The following is a 17,179-nucleotide window of genomic DNA, read 5'->3' on the forward strand; positions in this document are numbered from 1 at the left end:
GCATGAGTGAGAATGTCGCTCAGGATTCTCGCCCGGCACCTGCCGGGCGGGAATCCCGCGCACCCAAGAAGCGAAAGCGCTGGCCTGATCTTCTTCTCGCAGGCGTTTTCCTTCTTGGGCTCGGCATTCTGCTCTACCCACCCATCAGTGACTACTGGAACTCCCTCAACCAGGGCCGTGCGATCGCGCGCTACGACGACACCGTGGCGCACATGAGCGCGGACGACTTCACGCAAATCTGGCGCGACGTTGACACCTACAACGAGGGCCTCCGCAATTCCACCGCGGGCTTCCACCTCAGTGACGACCAGCTCGCCGAGTACAACTCGCTGCTCAACCCCGCGGGCACAGGAATGATGGGCCACATCGAAATCCCCAAGATCGGTGTTGACCTGCCGGTCTACCACACCGTGGAAGATCCGGTGCTTCAAGCCGGCGTGGGTCACATTCCCGGCTCTTCGCTTCCCGGCGGCGGCGAAGGAACCCACGTAGCCCTTTCCGGGCATCGCGGCCTTCCCACTTCTACGCTTTTCACCAACCTCGACAAAATGAGCGAAGGCGACGTGTTCGTGCTCCACACGCTCGACCGCAACCTCGCCTACCAAGTCGACCAGATCCGTGTCGTCGAACCGCACGAAGTTCAGGACCTCGAGATCGTCGACGGGCAAGACTACGTCACCCTCATCACGTGCACGCCGTACGCGATCAACACGCATCGCCTCCTCGTGCGTGGCCACCGAGTGGACTACGTCGAATCCCAATACCTTCCCGCGGACGCCGTGCGCATGGACCCGGTCCTCGTGTCCATGTTCGTGTCCGTCCCCATTCTCATCTGCCTGGGCGCGCTTTACGTGATGCACTCACGCCGCAAGCGCACCCGCGCCACGACCTCACGCGAGGGGAACGCCTCATGACCATCCTCCAGCGCGCCATAACCGGCGCCGCCTCACGCTTCGCGCGCCTCGGCGCCCTTGGGCTCCTCGCCCTTGCGCTCGTGCTCGCCCTAGCTCCCCTCACCGCGCCGGCTCATGCCGACGGTGGCAACGCCGCCATCGACCTCGGACAGGTAGACGAGACCCGCGACTCCTCCCTCACCCTCGAGCTTCACCGCGCGAACGGGGAAGCAATTGAGGGCGTGCAAGCGTCGGCCTACCGCGTTGCCGAAGCGAAACGCGGCCTCCCCGCCGCACCCGGCTACGCCGCGCTGCTCGAGCGCACCGGATGGGCAGAGGTGACCCGAACCGGGGACCTCACGCAGGGCACCTGGACCACTCTCGCCCGCACCCTCGCCGACTACGTGACCACCTCCGGAAAAACCCCCGATGCTGCCGGCGCAACCGATCATGCTGGAGTGTTCCGCGCCGAACACCTCACGCCCGGCGTGTACCTCGTGGTGCTCGAGGATCGCGTTCGCGAAACGGCACGCAACACCGAAACTCTCACCTTCACCCCCGCGCTCGTGTCGATCCCCGCACGCGACGCCGAAGGGCAGATCACCTACGACGTCGTGGTGAAGCCCAAGTTCAACGCGAGCACGAAGCCACGCCCGCGCGAATACCGCGTGGTCAAGCACTGGAGCGACCGCGGCGCCGAAAAACAGCGCCCCGCGAGCATCTCCGTGGACCTCTTCAAAAACGGTGCGCTCGCCGAAACCGTGACCCTTAGCTCCGCGAACAACTGGAGCTACACGTGGAGCGACGCCAGCGGTGCCGAGTGGACCGCCGTCGAAAAACTCGACGGACTCACCTACACCGTGACCAACACCCGCGAAGGCGCAACGTTCCTCATCACGAACACCCTCACGCCCGGCGAAACGCCCACCCCGACCCCGGAGCCGACGCCCTCCACGACGCCGGAACCGACCCCAACCCCCACGCCGAAAAAGACACCGCTGCCACGCACGGGCTTCGACCCCAGCACCTACTGGCTGAGCGCCGCACTCCTTGGCACTCTCGGCATCACCATGCTCGCCCTGAGCGCACCGCGCCCTCAGCGAGCACGCACCGCACGGAAGGGAGCGCACAATGACTAACGCGCGACACCAAGCAGAGCAGCGCAGCACCTGGCGCTCCATCACCGCCTTCCTTGCGGCATGTACCCTCATGCTCACCATGCTCGGGCTCACGCAGCCGTCCTTCTCCGTGGACGGAGCAAACGCTGACGCCGTTGGCGTGGGGGAGTGCACCGCCGGAAGCGGCGCCGTGATGCACAACCTCACTGACGGCGACATTTCCATCGAGGTCATCGATCAGCGCACCGGCGCTGAGAAGAACGAAGAGACGATCAAGACCGACGCCATCGTCAAGAAGGTCTCGCAGCGTTGGAGCGGCGAGGGCTACGGGCAGCGGTTCGGCATCTCGAACACGACCGCGAACGACGACCGCACCTTCCGCATCTACTTTGAGTTTGCGAATGCGAAGCAGGGCGAAACTGAGCTCCCATATCTCGTTGCGGGCGACTCCAAGACCAAGCTCGAGGTTGGCGAAACCTACTACCAGCAGCGTGAAGCGCAGAAGAATAAGTACACGCTGAAGAAGGCCGACGGCAACGGACTCGTGTACTACATCGAGGTGCCCGCTGCCGAGGTTGGCGAAACGTTCGCGCTCGATGTGCAAGCCGCGTATCCCGCGAAATCCGCGGGAGGCACCCTCAAGTCGTGGGTGGAAGAACTGACGTCCGAGCAGCTCAAGGCGCGTGGTGCGAAGGCGAGCGCTCCCGAGTGCGGCGTGCATCAAGCGACGTGGGGCGTGGATCGAACCGAGTACAACGCGAAGAAGGTGCTGCTCGATTCCACTCAAGCCGCGAACTACACCACGAAGAAGACGTGGGGCGACACCACCGATCCAAGTTTGGCGTACGACGCGAAGAGCGGCCGATACTACATCCACAACCTTCGCTACCTCATCCACAACGAGCGTGATGACGCGACTCTCGCCGGGAACGTTGACGAGAAGAACAAGAACGCCTGGAAGGGCGATGTCGGCGAAGATCCTGCCGTGGAGATGGTGTACAAGGACACCTTCACCGTTCCCGAAGGCTTTGAGATCAACCCCGACATCGTGAAGAAGCTGGGTTCCAAACTCAGTGGCGGCCAGAAGTCGAATGGCACAGGATTCGATTGGTTTACTACCGAATACCCCGGCCAGAGCAATGGGTATGCGTATTTCAACACCCTGGTCGCCGGCGGTACGCCCGTGCTCACGGTGTATAACCCTGGCGATCACAACGAAAACGGCAAATTCAGGTACGAATTCTCGAAAGATTTCCGGACCATCACCATCACGATGCCGCACGCGCCCACCACTCCCACTACGAGGGTTGATGGCCCCGCATTTCGCGTGAAGTTTGCGGACAACGTGCTCGTGAAGAGTGGGGATCAGGCTCCGGATAGCTCATTCAAAGTAGAGATTGCCAACCACCTGGACGTGACGACGAAATACCGCCACAGCGCGGAGAGAGCGACCAAGGCTGACGCGCCGGCCACGATCCGTGCAAAAGGTGTCGAGCCCAAAGTTTCAAAGTCGCACGACAGCAACAAGCAGTACTTCCGCGGTGACCCCATCGACTTCACCATCACTGCTGAAAACCAGGGCACCGCGCCCTGGAAGGTCAACGAGGGTCGTGAAGACGAGGGCAAAATCGTCGACGCCCTCCCGAAGGCGTTTTACGTGACGCCCGCGCAGATGGTCGAGATGTTCAAAGCCGACGGTGGCGACGCCCTCACCATCGACATCAAGAATGTAGAAGTGTGCACGGCCACCGTCGCCGGCCGAACCGGCACGTCGGGGGGTAGCGTCACCCCGTCGGCGCAGACGTCGGAAGACTGCGTCAAATCCCAGAGCCATAACTTCACGGTGACGAAGAAGGCCGATGGCACACTCACCGTCAAGCGCGACGGCGCCGCTCCCACCACGGTGAAAGCGACGGAAGCGGCGCTCTCGAAGGCGCTCGGGACATTGATCGTCACGCCAAAAACCACCTACACCCTCACCTGGGCCCTGCCGAACGGCACGATCAACGGTGGCGAAAAAATCCAGCGCGTGGTGAAGGCCACCGTCAAGGACCACTTCATGGCGGGCGATCTCACTGCTGAGGATGCGACGAACACCGTGCACCTCGGCAAGGACGTGCCAGACGTCGCGAAGATTGAGAACGCGATCGAGCTCTCCAAGCATGCGTTCGTGAACGGTAGCGAAGTGACCAGTAATGGCACCGAGATTCCCGCTGGCACCGTCGTGGACTACTCCTTGACGCTCGAACGTAAGGGCGGGCAGGCGACGTACGATTCAGTGCCCCTCATCGACGATCTCACCGGTGCCCAGGTGCTGCTGGCAGAGGTCGATCTGAACAAGGCGCTTGCGGGAAAGGGCTTGCCCACCATGGAGGTGGAGGGCACTCAGTACTACGTGCTGAGCAAGCCAGGCACCTATCAAGGCGTGCGGTTCCGCGCCGAGGAGAAAGCCGGCGGACGCACGACGGAGAAGATCTTCGTGGCCGATCGCGTCAAGATCACGGACCTTGGCGACAAGGGAGTCCAGACCAACACCTACTGGTACATCGCCTCGCAGGATTTCCAGAACCCGTCGGTAATTTCCGTGCGCTACAAGGCGGTCACCGATCCGAAAGTCGCGGGGTACAAGAACGCAGGGGTGAAACGCGACGACGTGATCAACGTTGGACGTGGGGGGCACCGCGACTTCCAGGCCAGCGATTCGAAGACGTTCAATATCTCGAAGCTCGGCTCTGACAAGCGCATCGTGACGGACAAGAAGAACGTCACCAACCTGAGCGACGACGCAACGGTGCAGCAGAGCAAGATCTCCGACGGAGAGACAGTCACCTACCGGGTGAGCCTCTCGCAGTTCGGCGAGCAGCCATATACCGTCACCGGTAAGGACATCTACGACGCCCTGCCGAAGAGTCTCAAGGGCAGCCCCTGGTCCAAGGCGAACGTGCACATTGAGTTCCCTGAACAGAACACTGTGAAGGTGGAGCACGGCAGCCTCAAGAGCTGGAGCATCACGAACAAGAACCCTGTCGATCAGAAGGCTGATGACACGCAGCAGTACATCGTGTGGGGCGAGGACCTGAAGCTCAGCGTCACCGGCAATGTGTACTGGTACGTGACGCTTACCTTCCCTGCGGGCGATCAGTGGCAGGAGTATGTGGGGGCGTACAGCTCCGAGACGCTGTACAACACCTGGTACGTGAAGGACGCGAAGTCGCAGGTTTCGCACTACCTCGAGAGCGGGCTTCAGGCCACGTTGCAAAAGGGCGTCTCGTCCACCGGTTCCTACGGCACTGCGAAACCCTTTACCTCGATCTGCAAGGTTTCGCCGAGCGGCGGAACATCCTGTTCCGGCAGCTCCAATCCGAAAGACAAGGTGCTGCAAGTAGACGGAAGCAAGGACGGCCGCACGAGCTACGAGGACCAGAGCGGGTTCGTCATGTACTACGCCGTGCTCCACAACGACGGTGCGTCGCGCATCTACCTCAACGACATCGAGGACGTGCTGCCCGAGGGCTTCACCTTCGGCGGATCCGACGCAACAAAGTCATATGTGAGCGGATCTTCTCACAACCTCGTGTTCCCCACCGAACAGGATCGAATGAACTCCTGGAACTGGGTGGCTGACGCCTCCAAGGTGCCGGTTTCCGTTTCCGGCACCTCGTCGAAACCCAAGATCGGCACCGTTCACGCGAGCACGGACCCGAGTAGCCCGCGTAAGGTGAGGTTCCAGATTGACAACTCTGGTGAGGGCTCCAACCTCTCCTACGACAAGGCCAAGCAGAAGTACTACCTCAACGCAGGCGAAACCCTCGCGTTCCGATACTTCGCCCTTGTGGACGACAAGAGCAAGCTCACGAATGTCGCCACCAACTGGGTGGGTATGCCGCACGACGGCGGCATGGCGAACCCCATGAGCGTCAATCCTGACGTCACGATTACCAGCAACGCCTTCAAAAAGAACCCGCTGAACGACGGTACTCGCGACGTGGTCGACGGTGCAGGCGCCGCCAAGCTCGGCATGAGTGGCAAAGACGGCGAGCAGTGGCTTGTGTCCACAGTCGACGTGCAGCGCAAGCTTTTCGTTCCCGGGGTGACCAAGCAGGTCACCGCGAAATCAGCGCTCGGTAAACGCGTGGATGGGCCTGAGTACGCGGGCTACGAAGACACGCTGGAGTGGACGGTCACCGGCCATAACGATTCGACGGTGCCGATCTCCGACTATGTGATGTCAGATGTGCTCGATGAGCACTACGAATTCACCGGCCCCGTGCAGTTCCATACCGAGGATGCCAACGGTAAGAAGAGCACTGGGAGCTATGACACCACTCTCTTCACTTTCGGGAAATGGAGCACCGATAGCAACGGCAAGAAATCGGTGAAGATCACCTATACGGCACCGTACTTCAGCGAGGTCACGACTACGTTGACCGTCGATGGAAAGGCGCAGGTCCTGAAGTACCCCGCCAACTTCCTGCACCCGCAGATCTATGTTTCGCTCAGCTCGGTGCCGGAGGGCGGTGGCGTGCGCCTCGACGTCCGCGCACCCATCGACAGCGAAGGCGTGCGCCCGCCGGGTCGCGGCAACGCGTTCTCCGGGATGCCGCTCGAGCCCGGCGGAAAGGCCGTGCTTGTCGTGAACGGCAAGCGGAAGGCGAGCGCCAAGCAGGACTATCGCGTCGCGTTCAACACCGGCTATCTGACGCCCCTGTCGAAGGACTGGGATCCGCGGGCTGTAGAGCACGGCTCCGTGACGAAGCAGACGGTCAAGGCCGCAGAGGAGTACTTGAAGTACAACAGCTACGGCACCCCGCAATCGGCGCCCAAGGTGTACCAGGATCAGCCATCGGTACAGTCGGTGGCCCAGATTCCGATTGCGGATGACCTGTTCACCAAGTCGATTGAGCGGGTCGTCGAGGTCGCGGATGCTGACAACGATGCGACGTCGGTAAGCGACCCGAACTACATCACGCTTCCCTCGAAGGACTCGGTGTTCCGTTACGAGATGAACGTGACGAACAAGAAGAGCGAGCCCATCAACAAGATGGTGCTCATCAACAACCTTCCGCAGATGGACGACCAGTACACGTTTGCGACGGCGCCCGAACGCCTGAGTGAATTCAAGACTGCCTTTGGCGATCAGCTGAACCTCAAGGTGGAACTCGTTGACAAGGACGGCAACGTCCTGCGTGCGATTGACCCGTCGAAGTACAGCATCGATTTTTCTAAAAAAACAGGTTTCACCGACGAGGATTGGGCCGGGAGCACCGCCTCTGGTGCGTGGTTGTCTAAGCCCGCTGATATGAGCTCCATGCGTTCCATGCGCATCAGCCTTGCTGATGATGCGGGCGTCATCCCCGGCAACGGCACCCTCCGTGTGAGCTTCGATTCGAAGATTCCCGACGATGCCGATGCGAAGCCCGGAGAGATTGCGTGGAATACCTTCGGCTACCGCTACCTCGCACCGGGATCCAGCACCCTCACGCTGTCGTCCATCCCGCTCAAGGTGGGCGTGCGCATCCCGTCGGCACCCACGCTCGCGAAAGTGCTCGTCGATGAAAAGGGAGCGCCGCGTACGGCTGCGGGTGATTCGACGTACCAGTTCCTCGTCTATTCCGGGCAGGCGCTGACGCCGGCGCAGCTCGAGGGCAAGAGCCTCGCGCAGGCGCTTGCCGACGAGAAGCGCCAGGTGGCCCTCGTCGAGCGGACCGTTGCCAAGGGCGAAACCGCATCCAAGGCGTTGCCGATCTTGCCCGGAACGACGTTCCAGTACGACGCTAAGGCCAAGGCTTGGAAGCCCACGGATACCAAGTGGCAGTGGGAAGACAAGGCGCAGTACACCCTCGTCGAGATTGCTGCGAGCGACGGCTCCGAGCTTGCGCGCATTGAACAGGCTGTGCCCGAGAGTGAGCCGCGCGTGACCGGCAACCACACGACGTTCACCTACCGCAAAGCCGAAAATCCGGAGTTTACCGCGGTGAACCGTAACGGCCAGTGGGCCGCGTCAATCCGCAAGCTTGATGGCGGCAACTGCACCACGGACACAGAATGCGCCCCGCTCGAAGGCGCGACCTTCGGTCTTCTCACGCCGAACAAAGCCGAGAGCGACAAGGTCAAAGCCACGCTTCCCGAATCGTTCAAAAACCAGATCATCAAGGACGGCGAGACGCGCTACTATCCCTTGAAGGTCGTGACGACCGACAGGAACGGTCACGCCGACCTCCCGGGGCTCAAAGAGGACTCGTACTGGGTGATGGAGCTTTCCGCACCCGCGGGCTACACCAAGAGCGACGATTTCCGGAAGATCAGCAAACCCGAAGCGGGAGCTGCCGCTCCCGTGGTCACGGTCAAGAACTTCCCGAATTACGAGCTGCCCGATTCCGGCGGCGACGGCTTCCGCCCGGGCTACGCTCTCGCGGGGCTGCTGATCGCGGGCGCGATCGGCGGGCTCTACTGGAGGAGGCGTTCGGTACGCTAAACAGGTGACCTCGAGACCCCGCACCAGAGCGAAGGTTCTGCTGCGCGTACTCCTCGCCGCAGGCGCGATCCTCGCGATCGCCCTCGTCGCAAGGGCCTACGTGCAGCAGAACCGCGATCTCGAGAGCGCCCACGGCGACCTCGCCAAGCTCGATGCGCTCATCCCCACCGAGCGCACGAGCGCCAACGTCGTTCCCGAAGGCGAAAGCACGCCGAGCCCCGTCGTCAACATTGACGGCCAAGACTACGTCGGAATCCTCGAGATCCCCTCCCTGGACGTGCGCCTCCCGATCACCGCGAGCTGGCGCCCCGAAAGCCCCCGCCCCGGCGCCTACGCCGGCGTGCTCGAGCGCGGCACACTCGCGATTGGCGGGCCGAACACGGCCGGGCAACTGGGGCGGCTCACCGAAACGTCCGACGGTGACCGGTTCACCATTACCGACGTGACCGGCAGAGTGTTCACCTTCGAAGTTGCCACAATCGAGACGGTCAAAAGCGATGAGAAGGCAAAAATCCTCGAGAAGGTCGAACCGTGGGACGTGTCGCTCTTCGCCGACACGTTCAGCGGGCAAGAAATCAGGGTACTTCGCGGGACCGCCGTGCCAGTGTTCAATGAAAACTAGCTGCGGGTTTACTTCCAGCGGAAGAACCGGTGGGCAAGCGGCAGCAAAATAGCCGACGCCACCAGCAAATACACGCAGCCAAGTCCCGCGTCGCCCCACGTGCCAAGATCAATAAGTGGCTTGCTGAGCGCCACACGCATCTGGAAAAACGGCGTGTACGGCGCAATGTTCTGCACCCACCTTGGGAGAAGCTCAATTGGCATCATCGCCCCGCCCGCATAGCCGAGGGGAACAATGATGAGGTTCGCGAGCATCGACACCGCTGCGAGGGACGGCACGAAAACTGCGAGAAGCACGCCAAGGAAATAGAACGTGAGATAGCCGAGTGCGAGCGGCACGATTCCGAGCGGAGCCCACGGGGAAAGTTCCATGCCAATCCACGGCGTGACCGCAAGAGCAATAAGCAATACAGCTTGAATAAGTGCAAGGCACGCCCCCACGAGCGCCTGCGCGAGAAGAATCGACCCCGTGGAGAGCGGAAAAGCGCGAAGCACCTGCACCATGCCATTTTCACGCCACTGCGCGATATGCAAAGCACCCGCAAAAATCCCCACGTACGCCACGCCAAAACCCAGCACGTTGACACAAATCGGCGACACAAAATCCATGCCGGGAAGTTCCGGCATCGTGCCAAACGCGCGCACCAAAACCACGAGAAGCGCGAGCGGAAAAACGAACGACATGATAATCGTTGACGTGTCGCGAAGGTCAGTCTTGAGCAACACCCGGCTCAGTGAACGCACCGTTTTCATCGCGAAATCTCCCTCCCCGTCACCGAGAAAAACACGTCCTCGAGAGTTCCCTGACTCACCACTGCACCCGCCGTCTCAATGCCGTTGCGGGTCAAGAGAGCAAAAGCCGAAGCTGCGTCATCGGTGCGCACCAGGAGAGCGTCGGACCCCTTCTCGACCCCCGAAAACAGAGCCCGCACCTGCTGCTCCTGGTGCAGGGCGCCCGGCAAAAGCACCGTGGTGCCAAGATTCGCCTTCGTGATGAGGGAGCGCGGCGAATCCGTCACGAGCACGTGGCCCTGATCGAGAATCGACACCACATCGCACAAGCGCTCCGCCTCCTCGAGGTAGTGCGTCGTGTACAGCACCGTCATTGTGCCGAACTCCGTGTCCCGCAGCAGCTCCACGAGCGACTTACGCGCGGCCGGATCGAGCCCCGCCGTGGGCTCATCCAGAAAAAGCACCTCCGGGCGATGCACGAGAGCCGAGGCGAGCGCGAGGCGCTGCCGCTCACCACCCGAAAGTTTCGTGCAACGCGTGTGTGCCGCAGCCGTAAGATTGAGCGCCTCGAGAACCTCATCAACATACGCCGAAGGAACATCGAAAATACTCGCGACAGCCCGCACATGCTCCACAAGAGTCATCTTCGTGAAAAACGCCGGAGACTGATGCTGAATACCGATCCGCCGAAGCAACTGCGGATCGCGCGGCCAAGGATTCGAATCGAGAAGCCGAACCGTGCCCGACGTGGCCTTGCGGAAACCCACGAGCGTATCGAACAGCGTTGTTTTGCCCGCCCCATTCGAGCCGATAATCCCGTGGAAGGCACCTTTCTCAACATCGAGGTTGAGATCCTTTAAAATACGTTTCTCGCCGATCGTGACGGTGAGTTCGCGTGCACAAACAGCGGTGGCCATCGCTCGGCCTTTCTCGCGTAGCAACGGGGGTGATCTAAGTCTAAGAGCCGGCGCCGTGTGCGGGGAGGGACCTCCCGCCCCACGGGAATTGCATAGGGGCTGCGGGGGTTTGGGGAGGCGTGACGGGTTTGACGCCGAATGATGTGAAGCGGGCAGGGTGCGGGCGTGGCGCCGACCGAGGTGCGCAGTTGAAGGCGATAGGAGAGCTAAGCGTGGGTGAAACCCCCACAACCTCTATGCAATTCGAGAAGGAAGTGGAGCGGACGACGGGAATCGAACCCGCGTAATCAGTTTGGAAGACTGAGGCTCTACCATTGAGCTACGTCCGCGAAAAGCGCTCGAAGCGCTTCAGGGATCCATCTTGCCACATACTGCGCCATGCCCCAAGGCGAGTACGGGCCGGGGCGCGCATGTATCTCGTCACATCACGCGAGCGATGCCCGAGCGCCCTCAGGTGGAGGCGGGTAAACTTGGTGGGGTTGCCTCATCGGCCTTCGATGGCCGCACGGCCTCGACCGGGATGTAGCTCAGCTTGGTAGAGCGTCCGCTTTGGGAGCGGAAGGTCGCAGGTTCAAATCCTGTCATCCCGACGTCGCAGGGGCCGCCTCACGGCGCCCCGGTTACCGACTTTGAAATACGAGAACTACCACGAGGAGACTTGCACGTGAAGACTGCAGTCGAGAAGCTGAGCGCCACCCGCGTGAAGCTCAACGTTGAGGTTCCTTTCGAGGAACTGAAGCCCGCGATCGATCAGGCCGCGAAGAAGATTGCCAAGGATGTGCAGCTTCCCGGCTTCCGCAAGGGCAAGGTTCCTACGTCGCTCATCGAGCAGCGTTTCGGTAAGCCCGCGATCATCCAGGAAGCCGTGAACGACGCGCTTCCGGGCTACTACCAGCAGGCTGCGGCCGAGGCCGAGCTCAAGCCGGCGGGCCGCCCCGAGGTTGAGGTCACGGAAGTTCCGGGCCTCGACGGCTCGGAAGAGGGCAACCTTGTTTTCGTGATCGAGCAGGATGTGCGCCCCGAAATCGAACTGCCCACCTTCGCTGACCTCGAGGTGGAGATCGAAGAGCCCACGGTTGACGACGACGCCGTGGACGTGCGCCTCACCGCGCTGCGTGAGCGCTTCGGCACCCTCAAGGGCGTGGACCGCCCCGCCGAAGATGGCGACTTCGTGTCGATCGACATGGTCGCGAAGATCGATGACGAGCAGATCGACACCGTCGAAGGCGTGTCGTACAACATCGGCGAGGGCAACATGCTCGACGGCCTCGACGAGGCCCTCATTGGCCTCTCGGCTGGCGAGACCACGACCTTCGCGTCGAAGCTCGCCGGTGGCGACCGCGCCGGCGAGGAAGCACAGATCACCGTGACCGCGCAGAGCGTGAAGGTGCGCGAGCTTCCCGAGGCTGACGATGAATTCGCCGAACTCGCTTCCGAATTCGACACCATCGACGAGCTCAAGGCCGATCTCAAGGCGCAGGCAGAGAAGGACGCCGAGGGCAACCGCGTGGCGCTCGCCCGTAACGCGCTCATCGAAAAGCTCCTCGAGGACATCGAGGTCGAGGTTCCCGAGCAGCTCGTGAAGGACGAGATCGAGGCGCACCTCGAAAACGAGGGCAAGAGCGCTGACGATCCGCACGGCGAGGAAATCAAGGACGACACGGTCAAGGCGATCCGTGCGCAGTTCCTCCTCGACGCGATCCTCGAAACGCGCGAGGTTGAGGTGGGCCAGGAAGACCTCATGAGCTTCATGTCCCAGATGGCCGCGCAGTACGGCATGGACCCGAACACGTTCCTCCAGGCTGTCGCCCAGGGCGGCCAGCTCGAACAGATCTTCGGCGAGGTGCAGCGTTCGAAGGCTCTCGATGATGTGCTCGCCGAGGTGACCGTCAAGTCGACCGAGGGCAAGGTTCTGGACCTGGGCCTTTCGAAGGGCAAGGAGTCCGACGCTTCCTCGGCTGACGAGGATGCTAAGGCTGAGGGTGAGAAGAAGCCGGCCGCCAAGAAGGCCGCTGCCAAGAAGCCCGCCGCGAAGAAGACGACCGAAAAGAAGTCCGCGGACAAGAAGACCGCTGAGAAGAAGCCGGCCGCCAAGAAGGCCCCGGCGAAGAAAGCTCCGGCCAAGAAGGCCCCTGCGAAGAAGGCGACCACGAAGAAGGCCGCTGAAAAGACCGAGGACAAGGGCGAGGATAAGTAAATCCCGCACCACTCCTAGTGGGGCGGCCCCTCTTCGCGAAAGCGAGGGTGGGGCCGCTACCCTTTTAAAAGCGCGCGGCGCCGCGCGAAGAAGGAGGCAGTTATGGCTTGGATCGATCACGCCCTGTGGTGGCACGTGTACCCGCTTGGTTTCACGGATGCCCCGATTCGCGAGGGTGATTCGCGCACGGGCCGAGGGTTTGACCACCTCACGAGCTGGCTTGACTACGTGCAGGAACTCGGCCTCAACGGCATCGCGCTTGGCCCGATCTTCGCCTCCAAAACCCACGGCTACGACACCCTCGACTACCTGAGGATCGACCCGCGCCTTGGCGACGACGCCGCTTTCGATCGCTTCCTTGCCGCGTGCAAAAAGCGGGGGATCCGCGTGCTCCTCGACGGCGTGTTTTCGCACGTCTCGACCGATTTCGCGCCGCTTCGCCGCGAACTCGAAAATCCCGCTGCCGACGCGAGCGGCCGCGAATTCGACATCGACATGCACGCCGAGGGCGGCCCGGCACCGCGCGTGTGGGAAGGGCACGGGGAGCTTGCTCGCTTCAACCACGACAGTGCGGCTGCAAAGGACCGCATCGAGCACGTGATGCGTTTCTGGCTCGAGCGAGGGATCGATGGCTGGCGCCTCGATGCCGCCTACTCGGTTCCTCCGAGTTTCTGGAGTGACATCATCCCCGGCCTTCGCCGTGACTTCCCCGAAGCGTTCTTCTTCGCGGAAATCATCCACGGCGACTATGCCGCATTCGTGAAAGATGCCGGAGTTGATTCCGCGACCGAGTACGAGCTGTGGAAGGCGATCTACTCGAGCATCGAGCAGAAGAATCTGTTCGAGCTCGAATGGACCCTTGGCCGCCACAACGGATTCCTCGAGCACTTCCTGCCGCTGACGTTCGTGGGCAACCACGACACGAGCCGCATCGCGAGCGTACTCGGTGCCAACGGCGCGCTCACGGCCCACGCGATCCTCTACACACTCGGTGGCACCCCAGCCCTCTATTACGGGGATGAACAGGCCTTCCGCGGCATTAAGGAAGAGCGCGTTGGGGGAGACGATGACGTGCGCCAGGCCTTCCCCGATTCCCCACGCGACTTCTTTGGCGAAGGGCCCGCGATGCGTGAGGCGATCGCCGGGCTCATCGGCGTGCGCCGCGCCGAGCCGTGGCTCGTGACCGCCCGCACCGAGGTCCTCGACATCGCAAACGAAAAAATGACGTATCGCGCGCACGAAAATGGAGGAGAGCGCTTCCTCGACGTCGAGATCACCCTCGACGAAAGCCCCCGCGCGACCATTCGTGAGGCGGGCGGCGACGTGCTGTGGTCCCAGCCGCAGCTGTAGCGAGGCAAGCGTCGGAACTGCGCCCCTGGCGAACAGGGCCGCCAAGCACCCTCACGCTCGCTAAGGTTGAAGGGTACGAAACCTCAAGATACAAGGAGTGCACCGTGACTCAGCACAGCGTGAACGCGGCCGGTGAAATGCCGCTTGGCCTCGATGACAACGTGTACCAGCGGCTCCTGCGCGAGCGCATCGTGTGGCTCGGTTCGGATGTTCGCGACGATAACGCGAACGCGATCTGCGCGAAGCTGCTCCTGCTCGCCGCGGAAGATCCGGAGAAGGACATCTTCCTCTACATCAACAGCCCCGGCGGTTCGATTACCGCGGGCATGGCGATCTACGACACGATGCAGTACATCAAGCCGGATGTCGTGACGGTCGCGATGGGCATGGCAGCCTCGATGGGCCAGTTCCTGCTGAGCTCCGGCACCCCCGGTAAGCGCTTCGCGACGCCCCACACGCGCATCCTCATGCACCAGCCGCTCGGTGGCCTTGGTGGCACCGCCTCGGAGATCAAGATCCAGGCCGATCTGATCCTCTCGATGAAGCAGCAGATGGCCGAGATCACGGCCGAGCAGACCGGTAAGAGCGTCGAGCAGATCATTGCCGATGGCGACCGCGACCACTGGTTCACCGCCCCCGAAGCCCTCGAATACGGCTTCATCGACCGGATCGTCTCCGCAGCCGGCGACGTGACCGGCGACGGCGGCATGGACGAGAACTGACGCGGCGAAACCTCAAAGGAGTACACCATGACTTTCGAACCCTCCATGAAGGCCGGCCACATGCCGAGCGCGCGCTACGTGCTGCCCACCTACGAAGAACGCACGGCCTACGGCTTCAAGCGCCAGGACCCGTACGCGAAGCTGTTCGAGGATCGCATCATCTTCCTCGGCGTCCAGGTGGACGATGCCTCCGCGGACGACGTGATGGCGCAGCTGCTCGTGCTTGAATCGCAGGATCCGGATCGCGACATCACGCTCTACATCAACAGCCCCGGCGGGTCGTTCACGGCGCTCACCGCGATCTACGACACGATGCAGTACATCAAGCCTGATGTGACGACCGTGTGCCTCGGCCAGGCGGCTTCCGCTGCCGCGGTGTTGCTCGCGGCCGGGGCTCCCGGCAAGCGCCTTGCCCTCCCGAACGCCCGTATCCTCATCCACCAGCCGGCCATGGGCGGCCAGGGTGGCGGCCAGGCTTCCGATATCGAGATCCAAGCCAATGAAATTCTCCGCATGCGCGAGTGGCTCGAGGATACCCTCGCCCACCACTCGGGCCGCGACCGCGGCGAGATCCACCGTGACATCGAGCGCGACAAGATTCTCACCGCACAGGGCGCTCTCGAGTACGGCCTGATCGACCAGGTTCTCGCCCGCCGTAGCGAGCAGGACCAGATCGGCCAGTAATCGCGCTACGCGCATGAAACGGCCGGGGAGGTGCGCCACAGCGACACACGCTTGTGGGTGTGCCTCCCCGTTTCGTTGCCTCGCGGCGGCTAGTGTGGCAAGCGCCCGAAAACTTCCCCGGGAAGGACTCCTCCATGGCACAGATTGGTGATTCGAGCGAGATTTACAAGTGCTCGTTCTGCGGAAAGTCGCAAAAGCAGGTTGAGCGGCTCATCTCCGGACCCCACGTGTACATTTGCGAAGAATGCATCGAGCTGTGCAACGAGATCATCGCTGAGGAGACCGAGGCTGCCGAGAAGAAGGAAGAGCAAGCCAAGGAGCTCGAGCTCCCTAAACCCAACGAGATTTTCGACTTCCTCGAGACCCACATCGTGGGTCAGGAAACCGCGAAGCGGGCCCTTTCGGTTGCCGTGTACAACCACTACAAGCGCGTGCGCGCGAGTGAAACGAAAGATTCGGGTATTGGCACGGACATCGACGAGGTCGAGGTCGCGAAGTCGAACGTGCTCGTTGTGGGCCCCACGGGCTGCGGAAAAACGTACCTCGCGCAGACCCTCGCGAAGCTCCTCGACGTGCCGTTCGCGATGGCTGATGCGACCGCCCTCACCGAGGCCGGTTACGTGGGCGAGGATGTTGAGAATGTTCTTCTCAAACTCCTCCAGGCCGCGGACTGGGACGTCAAGCGCGCCGAGCGGGGCATCATCTACATCGACGAGATCGACAAGATCGGCCGCAAGGCAGAGAACCCGTCGATCACGCGCGACGTCTCAGGCGAAGGCGTGCAGCAGGGCCTGCTCAAGATCCTCGAGGGCACCGTCTCGGCCGTTCCTCCGCAGGGCGGGCGCAAGCATCCGCAGCAGGACTACGTCCAGATCGACACGACCAACGTGCTGTTCATTGTGGCGGGCGCATTCGCGGGTATCGAGGACATCATCAGCAACCGCACCGGAAAACGCGGCATTGGCTTCGGCAGCCAGCTTCACACCCCGCTCGACGAGCAGGAAATCTACGCGAAGCTCCTTCCCGAGGACCTCCTGAAATTCGGGCTCATCCCCGAATTCATTGGCCGCCTTCCCGTGCTGACCTCCGTGACGAACCTCGACCGCGAGGACCTCACGCGCATTCTCATCGAGCCGAAGAACGCGCTCGTGAAGCAGTACCAAAAGATGTTTGCCCTCGACGAGGTCGAGCTCGATTTCGAACCGCTCGCCCTTGAGGCCATTGCGGATCGCGCTCTTGAGCGTGGTACGGGTGCGCGCGGCCTGCGCGCAATCATGGAGGAAATCCTCCAGCCGGTCATGTTCGAGGTGCCCTCGCGCGAGGATGTCGTCAAGATCGTGATTACCGAGGCGGTCGTGACCGAAGGCCGCGAGCCGCTCATGCTCACGCGCGCTGACTCGAGTGAGGCCGGCGAGAAGAAGCGCCGCCGTAGCGCCTAGTTTTCTCGTCGACACGCTTTACTCGTGCCGC

At 62.2% G+C, this 17,179-nt stretch carries 11 protein-coding genes and 2 tRNA genes; 10 read left to right on the top strand and 3 right to left on the bottom strand.

The window, feature by feature from the left end:
* The first annotated feature begins 2 nt into the window (after positions 1–2).
* The 4 genes from D8M36_RS05290 to D8M36_RS05305 are packed head-to-tail and all read left to right on the top strand — an operon-like array spanning position 3 to position 9,108.
* A complete protein-coding gene (locus tag D8M36_RS05290; RefSeq protein ID WP_126847285.1) occupies positions 3–914 on the top strand; it encodes a class C sortase in 912 nt (303 codons plus the stop codon).
* Complete coding sequence (locus D8M36_RS05295) at positions 911–2,032, top strand: Cna B-type domain-containing protein (RefSeq protein ID WP_126847287.1); 1,122 nt, start codon at positions 911–913, stop codon at positions 2,030–2,032. Before D8M36_RS05290 ends, D8M36_RS05295 begins: the two co-directional genes overlap by 4 nt.
* Complete coding sequence (locus D8M36_RS05300) at positions 2,025–8,486, top strand: prealbumin-like fold domain-containing protein (protein WP_126847289.1); 6,462 nt, start codon at positions 2,025–2,027, stop codon at positions 8,484–8,486. Before D8M36_RS05295 ends, D8M36_RS05300 begins: the two co-directional genes overlap by 8 nt.
* A 4-nt stretch (positions 8,487–8,490) precedes the next feature.
* Positions 8,491–9,108, top strand: coding sequence for a sortase (locus D8M36_RS05305; protein WP_126847291.1), 618 nt, complete (start codon positions 8,491–8,493; stop codon positions 9,106–9,108).
* A gap of 8 nt (positions 9,109–9,116) precedes the next feature.
* On the opposite strand, the gene D8M36_RS05310 is transcribed toward D8M36_RS05305, so the two are convergent.
* The 3 genes from D8M36_RS05310 to D8M36_RS05320 all read right to left on the bottom strand — a co-directional run bounded on the left by D8M36_RS05310 (position 9,117) and on the right by D8M36_RS05320 (position 11,085).
* Positions 9,117–9,860, bottom strand: a complete 744-nt coding sequence (locus D8M36_RS05310) for an ABC transporter permease (RefSeq protein ID WP_126847293.1) — start codon at positions 9,858–9,860, stop codon at positions 9,117–9,119.
* Positions 9,857–10,756 carry an ABC transporter ATP-binding protein gene (locus D8M36_RS05315; RefSeq protein ID WP_126847295.1) on the bottom strand — a complete coding sequence of 300 codons (900 nt, stop codon included), beginning with the start codon at positions 10,754–10,756 and terminating at the stop codon, positions 9,857–9,859. Before D8M36_RS05315 ends, D8M36_RS05310 begins: the two co-directional genes overlap by 4 nt.
* Before the next feature lie 255 nt (positions 10,757–11,011).
* Positions 11,012–11,085: transfer RNA gene (locus D8M36_RS05320), tRNA-Gly, on the bottom strand.
* A 187-nt stretch (positions 11,086–11,272) separates the two neighbouring features.
* On the opposite strand from D8M36_RS05320, the gene D8M36_RS05325 reads away from it, so the two are divergent.
* From D8M36_RS05325 to clpX, 6 genes are all read left to right on the top strand, one after another.
* Positions 11,273–11,346, top strand: a tRNA-Pro gene (locus D8M36_RS05325).
* Positions 11,347–11,420: 74 nt separating this feature from the next.
* The gene (gene tig, locus D8M36_RS05330) at positions 11,421–12,953 is read left to right on the top strand and encodes a trigger factor (RefSeq protein WP_161970211.1); all 1,533 of its coding nucleotides are present in this window, start codon (positions 11,421–11,423) and stop codon (positions 12,951–12,953) included.
* 102 nt (positions 12,954–13,055) lie between these two features.
* On the top strand, positions 13,056–14,303 hold the full coding sequence (locus tag D8M36_RS05335; protein WP_126847299.1) for an alpha-amylase family glycosyl hydrolase: 1,248 nt from the start codon (positions 13,056–13,058) through the stop codon (positions 14,301–14,303).
* A gap of 137 nt (positions 14,304–14,440) precedes the next feature.
* Positions 14,441–15,025 (top strand): ATP-dependent Clp protease proteolytic subunit, encoded by a 585-nt coding sequence (locus D8M36_RS05340; protein ID WP_065248815.1) that lies wholly within the window; start codon positions 14,441–14,443, stop codon positions 15,023–15,025.
* Between the two features lie 27 nt (positions 15,026–15,052).
* Entirely contained in the window at positions 15,053–15,709 is a 657-nt protein-coding gene (locus D8M36_RS05345; protein WP_126847301.1) for an ATP-dependent Clp protease proteolytic subunit, read from the top strand.
* Between the two features lie 134 nt (positions 15,710–15,843).
* Positions 15,844–17,148: an ATP-dependent Clp protease ATP-binding subunit ClpX gene (clpX, locus tag D8M36_RS05350; RefSeq protein ID WP_065248296.1), complete on the top strand. Its 1,305-nt coding sequence runs from the start codon at positions 15,844–15,846 to the stop codon at positions 17,146–17,148.
* The last annotated feature ends 31 nt before the right edge of the window (positions 17,149–17,179 follow it).

Origin of the sequence: Dermabacter sp. HSID17554 (assembly GCF_003989295.1) — a bacterium.
Classification (GTDB): domain Bacteria; phylum Actinomycetota; class Actinomycetes; order Actinomycetales; family Dermabacteraceae; genus Dermabacter; species Dermabacter vaginalis.

Coding starts and splice junctions, on each gene's coding strand:
- D8M36_RS05295 (WP_126847287.1), top strand. CDS start 911: ATGACCATCCTCCAGCGCGCCATAACCGGCGCCGCCTCACGCTTCGCG.
- D8M36_RS05310 (WP_126847293.1), bottom strand. CDS start 9,860: ATGAAAACGGTGCGTTCACTGAGCCGGGTGTTGCTCAAGACTGACCTT.
- clpX (WP_065248296.1), top strand. CDS start 15,844: ATGGCACAGATTGGTGATTCGAGCGAGATTTACAAGTGCTCGTTCTGC.
- D8M36_RS05335 (WP_126847299.1), top strand. CDS start 13,056: ATGGCTTGGATCGATCACGCCCTGTGGTGGCACGTGTACCCGCTTGGT.
- D8M36_RS05290 (WP_126847285.1), top strand. CDS start 3: ATGAGTGAGAATGTCGCTCAGGATTCTCGCCCGGCACCTGCCGGGCGG.
- D8M36_RS05340 (WP_065248815.1), top strand. CDS start 14,441: ATGCCGCTTGGCCTCGATGACAACGTGTACCAGCGGCTCCTGCGCGAG.
- D8M36_RS05315 (WP_126847295.1), bottom strand. CDS start 10,756: ATGGCCACCGCTGTTTGTGCACGCGAACTCACCGTCACGATCGGCGAG.
- D8M36_RS05300 (WP_126847289.1), top strand. CDS start 2,025: ATGACTAACGCGCGACACCAAGCAGAGCAGCGCAGCACCTGGCGCTCC.
- D8M36_RS05345 (WP_126847301.1), top strand. CDS start 15,053: ATGACTTTCGAACCCTCCATGAAGGCCGGCCACATGCCGAGCGCGCGC.